Source organism: Bacillota bacterium (assembly GCA_023511835.1).
Classification (GTDB): Bacteria; Bacillota; Sulfobacillia; order JAIMAT01; family JAIMAT01; genus JAIMAT01.
This window is the reverse complement of sequence record JAIMAT010000070.1, coordinates 1-10,565: the sequence shown is the minus strand read 5'-3', so window position 1 is coordinate 10,565 and position 10,565 is coordinate 1. Positions and strand designations below refer to the sequence as shown.

At 74.4% G+C, this 10,565-nt stretch carries 10 protein-coding genes; 2 read left to right on the top strand and 8 right to left on the bottom strand.

The window, feature by feature from the left end:
• Positions 1-242: 242 nt before the first annotated feature.
• Complete coding sequence (locus K6U79_09310; GenBank protein MCL6522550.1) at positions 243-1,190, top strand: DUF4349 domain-containing protein; 948 nt, start codon at positions 243-245, stop codon at positions 1,188-1,190.
• Between the two features lie 24 nt (positions 1,191-1,214).
• Here the strand turns inward: K6U79_09310 and K6U79_09305 are convergent, their stop codons facing one another.
• Complete coding sequence (locus K6U79_09305; protein ID MCL6522549.1) at positions 1,215-2,435, bottom strand: D-alanine--D-alanine ligase; 1,221 nt, start codon at positions 2,433-2,435, stop codon at positions 1,215-1,217.
• 54 nt (positions 2,436-2,489) lie between these two features.
• Positions 2,490-3,830 (bottom strand): tRNA (N(6)-L-threonylcarbamoyladenosine(37)-C(2))-methylthiotransferase MtaB, encoded by a 1,341-nt coding sequence (gene mtaB / locus K6U79_09300; protein ID MCL6522548.1) that lies wholly within the window; start codon positions 3,828-3,830, stop codon positions 2,490-2,492.
• Positions 3,831-4,007: 177 nt separating this feature from the next.
• Between mtaB and K6U79_09295 the strand changes: the two genes are divergently transcribed.
• Entirely contained in the window at positions 4,008-4,466 is a 459-nt protein-coding gene (locus K6U79_09295) for a phosphoribosyltransferase (protein MCL6522547.1), read from the top strand.
• On the opposite strand, the gene prmA is transcribed toward K6U79_09295, so the two are convergent.
• From prmA to K6U79_09265, 6 genes are all read right to left on the bottom strand, one after another.
• The gene (gene prmA, locus K6U79_09290) at positions 4,439-5,365 is read right to left on the bottom strand and encodes a 50S ribosomal protein L11 methyltransferase (protein ID MCL6522546.1); all 927 of its coding nucleotides are present in this window, start codon (positions 5,363-5,365) and stop codon (positions 4,439-4,441) included. The genes K6U79_09295 and prmA overlap by 28 nt on opposite strands.
• Positions 5,366-5,422: 57 nt before the next feature.
• Positions 5,423-6,568 carry a molecular chaperone DnaJ gene (dnaJ, locus tag K6U79_09285; protein MCL6522545.1) on the bottom strand — a complete coding sequence of 382 codons (1,146 nt, stop codon included), beginning with the start codon at positions 6,566-6,568 and terminating at the stop codon, positions 5,423-5,425.
• Positions 6,569-6,571: 3 nt separating this feature from the next.
• Complete coding sequence (dnaK, locus tag K6U79_09280) at positions 6,572-8,440, bottom strand: molecular chaperone DnaK (protein ID MCL6522544.1); 1,869 nt, start codon at positions 8,438-8,440, stop codon at positions 6,572-6,574.
• Between the two features lie 5 nt (positions 8,441-8,445).
• Positions 8,446-9,090: a nucleotide exchange factor GrpE gene (grpE, locus tag K6U79_09275; GenBank protein MCL6522543.1), complete on the bottom strand. Its 645-nt coding sequence runs from the start codon at positions 9,088-9,090 to the stop codon at positions 8,446-8,448.
• Between the two features lie 147 nt (positions 9,091-9,237).
• Positions 9,238-10,281, bottom strand: coding sequence for a heat-inducible transcriptional repressor HrcA (gene hrcA / locus K6U79_09270; GenBank protein ID MCL6522542.1), 1,044 nt, complete (start codon positions 10,279-10,281; stop codon positions 9,238-9,240).
• Positions 10,282-10,333: 52 nt separating this feature from the next.
• Positions 10,334-10,565: coproporphyrinogen III oxidase family protein (locus tag K6U79_09265; protein ID MCL6522541.1), on the bottom strand; the 232-nt coding region annotated here is incomplete at its 5' end.

Below are 10,565 nucleotides of genomic sequence, written 5' to 3'. Positions count from 1 at the left end.
GGCGGAGGGCGGGCGTCGGGGCCTCCGACGGGCCCCGTCCCGCGGCGCCCTCGCTACCTTCCGGTAGGCTTGATTATAGCGGACTTCGCTCCGGCGAACAGGGCTTTCGCCGGGAGGCGCGCACCCGGCTCTCCGGGCCCGGGGAGCCCCCCGGGGGGACGGCGACGGAGCCCCGCCGTCGGCAGGAACCCGCAACCCCCGCCCGTCGTCTCACCAGCACGAAGGGAAGGGAGGCGAGCGGGATGGAGGGTGTCGCGGGGCGCGGCGGGGTCGCCTGGTCGCGCCTGGTCGCCTGGGTGGCGGGGGTGCTGGCGGGACTCTTCCTGGTGATGGTCGGGCTCAGCCTCGTCGTGCGCCCGTCGCCGGCGCCCGCTCTGCTCTCGGCGCGCCCCGTGCAGGTCCGGGGCAGCCAGGCGGCGACAACGGCGGCAGCCGCCCAGGCGGGCCCGGGCGCGCCGGCTGCCACGGCCGGATCGGCCTCCGGCGCGGCTCCGGCGACCGGCGCCCAGCCGGAGGCGGCCGCGGCCGAGGCGCCGGTCGACCTCGCCGAGCGGAAGGTGGTCCGGCAGGTGAGCCTCGCGCTCGCGGTGGCCGACGTCGGCCAGGCGTTCGCGCGCGTCGGCCAACTGGCGCAAGCCCAGGGGGGCTACGTCGAGTCCTCCACGCTGAGCGACGCGGCGACGCTCACCGTGCGCGTGCCCAGCGGGTCGCTGCAGGGCTTCCTGGCGGCGGTCCGCCAGCTGGGCGAGGTGACCTCGGAGAGCCAGTCGGGGCGCGACGTGACGCAGCAGATGATCGACCTCGACGCCCGCATCCGCGCGCTCCGGTCGGAGGCGGCCGCCTACGAGCAGCTCTACGCCCGCACCGGCGACATCGGCCAGGTCCTCCAGATCCAGAAGGCGCTGGGCGACGTCCAGGCCCAGATCGACTCGCTCACTCAGGAGCAGCGGTCGCTCGACCGTATGGCCACCCTCGCCACCGTCCAGATCACGCTGGCGGCGCGCGGCGCCCGCCCGTCGGACGCGCCCGCCGGCGTCGGCGCGATCCTGGCGCCGGTCCTCGGCGCGCTCCTCGCCTCGCTGCAGGCGCTCTTCGTGCTGGTCGCCTACGTCCTGCCGTGGGCGGCGCTGGCGGCGGTGGCGGCGGGCGTCGTGCTCGCCGTGCGGCACAGCCGGGCTCGCCTCGGGTAGCGCGCGGCGGGAGCGCGGCCCGGCCTACTCCGGCCCGGCCTGCTCCCCCGGATCCGGGTAGAGGTCGAGCGAGGCGCGCAGCGCGTGCCGCTCCAGGGCCAGCTCGATCAGCCGCTCCACCAGCCGCGGCAGCGGCAGCCCGCTGGCCTCCCAGAGTTTGGGGTACATGCTGATGGAGGTGAAGCCGGGGATGGTGTTCAGCTCGCTGACATAAAGCTCGCCCGTCTCCCGGTGGAGGAGGAAGTCCACCCGCGCCATCCCCTCGCAGCCCAGCGCCCGGTAGGCCTCCACGGCCAGCCGCCGGACGCGCTCTCGCGCGGGGGGGGCGAGGGGGGCGGGGATGAGGAGCGCGCTTCCTTCCTCCAGGTACTTCGCCCGGTAGTCGTAGAAGTCCCGGTGCGGTACCACCTCGCCGGGGAGCGACGCCTCGGGCTCGGCGTTGCCCAGCACGGAGCATTCGATCTCGCGCGCCGGGATGGCCCGCTCCACCAGGAGGCGCGTGTCGTAGCGGCCCGCCCGGGCCAGCGCCGCCCGCAACGCCTCCCGGCCGCCCACGCGCGAGACGCCGACGCTGGAGCCCAGGTTGGCCGGCTTGACGAAGACGGGGTAGCCCAGCGCCGCCTCCACCCGCGCCGCCACGTCCTCGAAAGGCTCGTCGCGGCGGACCAGGAGGAAGGGCAGCACCGGCAGGCCGTGCGCCCGCAGCACGTCCTTGGCCAGCGCCTTGTCCATGGCCACCGCCGAGGCGGCCACGCCGGCGCCCACGTAGGGCAGGCCCGCCACCTCCAGCAGCCCCTGGATGGAGCCGTCCTCGCCGAAGGGCCCGTGCAGCACCGGGAAGACCACGTCCCAGCTGCCCGGCTCCACCCCCGAGCGGCCGGCTCCGGCGGCGGGCTCCAGCAGGCCCGCCCCCGCCGCGGGCAGGAGGGCGACGCTCCCGCCCCGCGGCTCGCCGTCCCGCACCTCGCCGTCCTCGGCCGCCTTCTCCTCCCCGGCCGCCCAGGCGCCGAGCAAGGGCAGGAGGCGCTCGGGATCGCCCGCCCCGACCCGCCCCAGCGCGCCCGGCGGCAGCTGCCGCCAGCGCCCGTCGCGCGAGATGGCCACCGGCACCGCCTCGAAGCGCGCGGGGTCCAGGGCGGCGATGACCGTCGCCGCCGAGCGGACGGAGACCTCATGCTCCGCCGAGCGCCCGCCGAAGAGAACCGCCACCCGCAGTCTCCGTGCCCCCGCCTGGCCTGACGCCACCCTCTTCGCCCCCAGCCGGCCGGCCCGCGGCGGCCGGCCCTCTTTCGGAAGATTCTATGCGCGCCGGTCCACGGGCTCCCCGACCAGCGCCTCGCCCTCCTCGCCCACCAGGCGGACGCGGATGAGCCGGTTGGCCAGCTCGCGGCCGCCGGGCAGGAGGACGCGCAGGTAGCCGGGCGTCAGCCCCTCCATCCAGCCCTCCCGCGCCGGCTCGTCCTCCACCAGCACCTCGACCTCGCGGCCGATCCAGGAGCGCCGCGCCGCCGCTGCCAACCGTGCACCCAGCTCGAGCAGCCGCTCGACCCGGTGGCGCTTGACGCTCTCGGGCACCTGGTCGGGGAAGGCGGCCGCCGGCGTCCCCCTCCTCGCCGAGTAGGGGAAGACGTGGAGCCGCTCGAAGCCCATCGCCTCCAGGAAGCGGTACCCTTCCTCGAACTCCTCCCCGCTCTCGCCGGGGAAGCCTGCGATTACGTCCGTGCTCAACCCGACGTCGGGCATCAGCCGTCGTGCCCGCTCTACGATGCGCGCATACTCGGCCCTCGTGTAGCGGCGCCGCATGCGCCGGAGGACGGCGTCCGAGCCCGCCTGGAGCGGCAGGTGGAGATGGTGGCAGAAGGCCGGTGTCGACGCCATCGCCTCCAGCAGCTCGTCGTCGACGTCCATCGGCTCGATGGAGGAGAGCCGCAGGCGGTCGAGGCCGGGCAGCCCGCCCAGCATGCGCACCACCTCGGCGAGCCGCGGCCGGCCGGGCAGGTCCCGGCCCCAGGCGCCGATGTGGACGCCGGTCAGTACCAGCTCGCGGAAGCCGGCGGCCAGGAGGCGCTCCGCCTCGCGCCGGATCGACTCCAGGCTGCGCGAGCGGAGGCCGCCCCGGGCGTAAGGGATGATGCAGTAGGTGCAGAACTCGTTGCAGCCTTCCTGGATCTTGAGCGGCGCCCGCGTCCGGCCGGTGAAGGCCTCCACGGCCAGGTCGTCGAAGCGCCGCTCGGCGAAGATGTCGCGCACGGCCGAGACCGGTCGACCGCCGGCGCGGACGGACTCCGCCAGCTCCACCACCCGTTCCCGGGCCTGATTTCCCAGCACCACGCCGACGCCCGGCAGGCCGGCCACCTCGCCGCGCGCCACCTGGGCATAGCAGCCGGCCACCACCACCACCGCGTCGGGGTTGCGCCGGTGGGCGCGGCGGATCAGCTGGCGCGACTTCCGGTCGCTCTCGGCGGTCACCGTGCAGGTGTTGACGAGGTAGACCTCGGCCTCCTCCTCGAAGGGGACGACGCGGTAGCCAGCGCGCCGGAAGCGCTCCAGGAGCGCCTCCCCGTCGTACTGGTTGACCTTGCAGCCCAGCGTCCGGAGCGCCACCCGGCCCGCGTCCTCCCTCGCCTCGCTCGCCTCCATCCCGGCCTCCCTCCGCCTTCGTCGCTCCCCAGCGTAGCCCGCGCGGCCGCCGGGCGTCCACCGCCCGACCGCGGCCCGCGCGGGCCTTCCCGGCGGCCGCTTCGGCCGTGCTATGCTGGGACCAATCATCCCCGTCCAGGGAGTGGAAGCCCCTTGCCGAGCAGCTCGGGCGACGCCATCCGCAAGGTCCGCCTCACGTGGGAGTCGGTGGCCGAGGCGGTCGACCGCCTGGTGCGGAGGCTGCCCTCGGACTACGACGCGCTCCTGGTGGTGACGCGCGGCGGCATGGTGCCGGCCTGCCTGATCAGCGAGAAGACCGGCATGCGCAACATCCTGGTGGCGGCGGTCCTCTTCTACGACGACGTCGACCACCACGGCGAGCAGCCGGTCTTTCTCCAGTTTCCGCCAGACCCCTTCCTGAAGGGGAAGCGGATCCTGGTGGTGGACGACGTCTGGGACACCGGGCGGACGGTGATGGCGGTGAAGGAGCGGGTTCTGGCCGCCGGCGGACGGCCCGAGGTGGCGGTCCTCCACTACAAGCCCTCCCGCTCCCTCTTCCCCGGCGAGGCGCCCGACTACTACGACCAGGTCCTGGAGGAGTGGATCGTCTATCCCTGGGAACCGGACGGGCTCTGAGGGGCGGCGGCCTTGGCCAGAAGCGGAGCCACCCACCCGCTCTCGCTGCGCACGCCCTCCCAGACGAGGCCCTCGGCGGTCAGCTGGCGGCGGACCTCGTCCGCGTAGACGTCGACGATACCGGAGGCGATGAGCAGGCCCCCCGGCTGCAGCAGGCGCGCGAAGTGGGGCGCGTTCTCCACCAGCAGGTCGGCGGTCAGGTTGGCCAGGAGGAGGGCGTAGGCGGCGGGCGGCTCGCGGCCCGCCTCGCCCAGCTCGACCCGGACCCGGTCGCCCACGCCGTTCTCCTCCACGTTGTGGCGCGCCACGCGCACCGCCACGGGGTCGATGTCCAGGGCCCGCACCCGCCGGTGCGGGTCCAGCAGGGCGACGGCGATGGCCAGGATGCCCGAGCCGGTGCCCACGTCCAGCACGTCGCCGGCAGGCGGCCTGGGTCCCGGCTCGTCGCCCAGGACCGTCTCGATCCAGCGCATGGCCAGCGCCGTGGAGGGATGGGTGCCGGTGCCGAAGGCCATGCCGGGGTCCATGCGGATGACCACGTCTTCCAGGCCGGGCTGGTAGCTCTCCCAGGTGGGGACCACCACCAGCCGCCGGCCCACGTGGGTGGCGTGGTAGAACTGGCGCCAGGCGTTGGCCCAGTCCTCCTCGCGGACGCGCCGCCGCTCCTCGCGCCACTCGGCCATGCCCGGGAAGAAGGCGACCAGGTCGCTGAGCGCCCCGCGGATCGCCCGCAGCCGCTCCTCCAGCCGCTCGTCGTCGGGGAAGTAGGCGCGCAACGTCGCCTCCCGCTCGTCGTCGATGGCCACGCCGCCCGAACCCTGCTCGTTGAGCAGGTTGGCCACCGCCTCCAGCGCCTCGGGGGGTACGGTGAGGCGCACCTCGATGTAGTCCACGGGCACCACCCGCCGCCTGTCCGGCGGCCTCCCGGCGGGTGCGACGGCGCGCCCCGCCGGCGGCTACATGTTCAGGGCGTCGCGCATGCGCCGCACGAAGCCCCGCTCGTCGCGACCGGAGAGCCGCCGGCCCTCCAGCTCGGCCAGGCGCTGGAGGAGGCTTCGTTCCTCCTCGCCGACCTCCTTCGGCACGCGGATCTCCACCCGCACGCGCAGGTCGCCGAATCCGCCCTGGTCGAGCCGCCGCGCGCCCTTGCCGCGGATGCGGAACTCGGTCCCCGAGGGCGTTCCGGGCGGAATGTGCAAGCGCTCCGTCCCGCGCGGCCCCTCCACCTCGACCTCGTCGCCCAGCACCGCCTGCGCGTAGTGGATGGGGAGGGTGAGCAGCACGTCGGCGCCCGAGCGCCGCCAGCGCGGGTCGGGCCGGACGTGGAGCAGCACCAGCAGATCGCCCGGCGGGCCTCCCGCACGGCCCGCCTCGCCCTCGCCGGCCACGCGCAGGCGGACGCCCTCCTCCGCCCCCTCGGGGATCCGGACGCGGATGGACTTCCTCCGGCGGGCTGTCCCCCGGCCGCCGCAGGTCGGGCAGGGGCGCTCGATGACGGTGCCGCGCCCGCCGCACTGCGGGCAGGTGCTGGAGACCACGAAGGAGCCGAAGGGCGTCTGGCGGGCGCTGCGCACCTGGCCCCGGCCGCCGCAGCGGGGACAGCGGACCGGTCCCGTCCCGGGCGCCGCCCCGCTGCCCCCGCAGGTCGGGCAGCTCTCCTCGCGCACCACCTCGACCTCCTGCCAGCCTCCGAAGAAGGCGGTGTGGAAGTCGACCGTCGCCTCCACCACCACGTCGCGACCGCGCTCCGGGCCGGCCCGGCGGCGGGGGCCGCCGCCGAAGAAGCTCTCGAAGATGTCGCCCAGCCCCAGGTCGTCGAAGTCGACGCCGAAGCCGCCGAAACCCCCGCCGGCGCCGCCCTCCGCCCCCGCCCCGGGCCGGAAGGCGGCGTGGCCGAAGCGGTCGTACTGGGCGCGCTTCTCGGGGTCGCCGAGGACCTGGTAGGCCTCGTTGATCTCCTTGAACTTGGCCTCCGCCTCCGGATCGTCCGGATGGGCGTCCGGGTGGTAGCGGCGCGCCAGACGCCGAAAGGCGGCCTTGATCTCCTCCTGCGAGGCGTTCGGGCCGACGCCCAGCACCTCGTAGTAGTCGCGGTCCGTCATGGATCAGCGACCCTCCGTGTCGACGGTGGGACCCCCTTCGGTTCCAGTGGCCTGGTTGCCGCCCGTCGCCGCCTCCCCCTGCTGGTAGAGGCGGGCGCCGATCGCCATCAGCGCCTGGTTCAGCTCCTCGGTGGCGCGGCGGATCGCCTCCAGGTCCTCGCCCGACTGGGCCTTTCTCACCGCCTCGATCTTCTCCCGCACGCGCGAGGCCTCGTCGGCGGGGACCTTCTCACCCAGGTCGCGGAGCGTCTTCTCCGCCGCGTAGGCGGCCCCGTCGGCCGCGTTCCGGGCGTCGGCCAGCTCCTTGCGGCGGCGGTCCTCCTCGGCGTGCGCCTCCGCCTCGCGGACCATCCGCTGGATCTCCTCCTCGCTCAGGTTGGAGGAGGCCTGGATGGTGATGTGCTGCTCGCGGCCGGTGCCCCGGTCCTTGGCCGACACCTTCAGGATACCGTTGACGTCGATGTCGAAGGTCACCTCGATCTGCGGCACGCCGCGCGGCGCCGGCGGGATGCCGTCGAGCAGGAAGCGGCCCAGGCTCTTGTTGTCCGCGGCCATCTTCCGCTCGCCCTGAAGCACGTGGATCTCCACCTGCGTCTGGCCGTCGGCCGCCGTGGAGAAGACCTGGCTCTTGGACGTGGGGATGGTGGTGTTCCTCTCGATGATGGGCGTCATCACCCCGCCCAGCGTCTCGATGCCCAGGGTGAGCGGCGTCACGTCCAGCAGGAGGACGTCCTTCACCTCGCCCGCCAGGACGCCGGCCTGGATGGCGGCGCCCACCGCCACCACCTCGTCGGGGTTGATCCCCTTGAAGGGCTCCTTGCCGAAGCGGCGGCGGACCGCCTCCTGCACCGCAGGAATGCGCGTGGAGCCGCCGACCAGGAGCACCTTGTCGATCTGCTCGGGGCGCAGGCCGGCGTCGGAGAGCGCCTGCTCCACCGGGCCCATGGTCGCCTCGACCAGGTCGGCGGTCAGCTCCTCGAAGCGGGCTCGCGTCAGCGTGGTGTCCAGGTGGAGCGGCCCCTCGGGCCCGGCGGTGATGAAGGGCAGGTTGATGGAGGTGGTGGTGGCGCTGGAGAGCTCGATCTTCGCCCGCTCCGCCGCCTCCTTCAGCCGCTGGAGCGCCGTCCGGTCCTTGGACAGGTCGATCCCGTGCTCGCGCCGGAACTCCTGCACCAGCCAGTCGATGATGCGCTGGTCGAAATCGTCCCCGCCCAGGTGGTTGTTGCCCGCGGTCGCCTTCACCTCGAAGACGCCCTCGCCCACCTCCAGCAGCGAGACGTCGAAGGTGCCGCCGCCCAGGTCGAAGACCAGGATGGTCTGGTTGCCCTGCTTGTCGAGCCCGTAGGCCAGGGCGGAGGCCGTGGGCTCGTTGATGATGCGCAGCACCTCCAGACCCGCGATGCGGCCGGCGTCCTTGGTCGCCTGCCGCTGGCTGTCGTTGAAGTAGGCGGGCACGGTGATCACCGCCTGGCTCACCTTCTCGCCCAGGTAGGCCTCGGCGTCCGCCTTCAGCTTCTGCAGGATCATGGCCGAGATCTCCTGCGGCGAGTAGAGCTTGTCGTCGATGCGCACGCGCGTGTCGCCGTTGGGCCCGCGCTCGACGCGATAGGGGACGCGGGCGCGCTCCTCCGCCGTCTCCTCGTAGGTCCGGCCCATGAAGCGTTTGATGGAGTAGACCGTCCGCTCCGGGTTGGTGACCGCCTGCCGCTTGGCCAGCTGCCCGACCAGGCGCTCGCCGGCCTTGGTGAAGGCCACCACCGAGGGGGTCAGCCGGCTCCCTTCGGCGTTGGTGATCACCACGGGGTCGCCGCCCTCCATGACGGCCACCACCGAGTTGGTCGTGCCCAGATCGATGCCGATCACCTTGCCCACGCTTTTCACGCCTCCCCCTCCGTGCTCTCCCCGTCGCCGGCGGCCGTCTCCCCGCCGCCCGCCGTGGCGGCCCGGCCCGCGGGCGCCTCGGCGCCCGCCGCCACCGCCACCAGCGCCGGCCGCAGAAGCCGTTCGCGCATGCGGTAACCCTTGCGGATCTCCCCGACCACCTCGCCCTCGGGGCGCCCGCTCCCCTCCACCCGCTGCACCGCCTCGTGGACGGACGGATCGAAGGGGTGGCCGACGCTCTCCACCGCCTCCACGCCCAGGCGCCCGAGCGCCTCGCGCAGCTGGCGGAGCGTCAGCTCCACGCCCTGGCGGAGCGCGGCGGCGTTCTCCCCGCCGGCGGCCAGCGCCCGCTCCAGGTTGTCGGCCACGGGCAGCAGCTCGGCCACCGCCTCCGCCACGCCGTCGGCCTTCCAGCGCGCCTGCTCCTGGAACATCCGCCGGCGGTAGTTGTCGAAGTCGGCCTTCAGCCGCTGGGCGGTCTCCAGGTATTCTGCCGCCAGGGCGCGGGCCTGCTCCAGCTCGCGCCGGAGCGCCTCCTCCCCGGCCGCCTCCTCCCGCGCCTCCTCCGCGTCCCCGGGCCGGCCGGCGCCGGCCTCCTCGTCGCGTTCCTCGCGCTCCTCCCGCTTCTCCTGCTCCTCCATCCTCACCCCGTCCTCGCTCTCTCCGGGCCGGCGGCCGCCCTCGAGCTGCGCCCCGCCCCCGTCTCGCGCAGCGCGGCCCGCGCCTGCCGCGGGCCGCGAGCCTGCCGTTGGGCGCGGGCGACGGGGCCGCCCGCGCCGCGTCAGCAGTCAGAACATCCGTTCCAGCGCCGACTCCAGCCGCCGCGTCACCTCGTCGACGGCCATCATCACCATGGCATAGTCCATCCGCCGCGGGCCCACCACCCCGACGCGCCCCAGGGGGGTGCCGCCGGCGCCGTAGGGCGCGCTCACCATGCTGAAGTGGCGCACCGTCACCAGCGGCAGCTCGCGGCCGATGGCCACGCTCACCCCGTGCTGGGGCATCCAGGCGCCGGCCTCCAGCAGGCCCGCCAGCAGATCCTCCTGCTCCAGCAGGTCCAGGAGGATCTGCACCATGCCCGCGTCGCGGAACTCCGGCTGCTGGAAGAGGACGCGGGCCCCGTGCAGGATGATGCGCAGGCCGCCCGGCCCCTTCTCCTCCTCCTCCAGCGTCTCCAGAAGCGCCTCCAGGACGCGCCCGAAGCGACCCACCTCGTTCTCCAGGTGGCGCAGGAGGCCGCCCGAGATCTCGCGCAGGGTGAGCCCGGCCAGCGCCCGCGTCAGCAGGGCGGAGAGCGTCTCCAGCTCCCCGGGGCCGGCCGCCGCCCCCTCGCCCAGGTCGACCAGGCGGTGGTCGACCACGCCCTCCTCGCTGACCAGGATCAGGAGCGCCCGCCCGCCCTCGGCGGGCAGCAGGTGGACGGCCTGCAGGCGGAGGCGCTCCAGCTGGGGCGCCGTCACCACCGAGAGGCAGTCGGTCATCTCGGCCAGCACCCGCGCCGCCTCCTGCATCAACGCCTCCACCCGGCGCGCCCGCAGTTCCAGGAGCGAGGCCGCCTGCTCTTCGATCAGGCTGGGGGCCGGCTCCTCGGGCGGGTCCAGCAGATAGTCGACGAAGTAGCGGTAGCCCTTGTCGGAGGGGACGCGGCCGGCGGAGGTGTGCGGCTGCTCGAGGAAGCCGGCCTCCTCCAGGTCGGCCATCTCGTTGCGTACGGTGGCCGGGCTGAGGCCCGCCAGGTACTTCCTCGCGACGGTGCGCGAGGCCACGGGCTCGGCGCTGCGCACGTAGTCGCGTACGATGGCCTTCAGGATCTGCTGGCTCCGTTCCCGCACGGCCACCACCTCATGGTTCAGCCCCGAGTTTAGCACTCGCGGATCGCGAGTGCTAAGAGGCCGGCGGCAGGAACTCCACCATCACCCGGTGGGCGAGGAAGCACCCCTCCTCGGTCAGGCGGAGCCTCCCCCCGCGGAGCTCGGCCAGCCCGCTGGCCAGCGCCCGGCGCACGGCGCCGGGGAAGGCTTCCTCCAGCGCCAGGCCGAAGCGGCGGCCGAAGGCCTCGGGGTCGACGCCGGCGCGCAGCCTCAACCCCAGGACGACGGCGTCGCTGGCGGCGCGC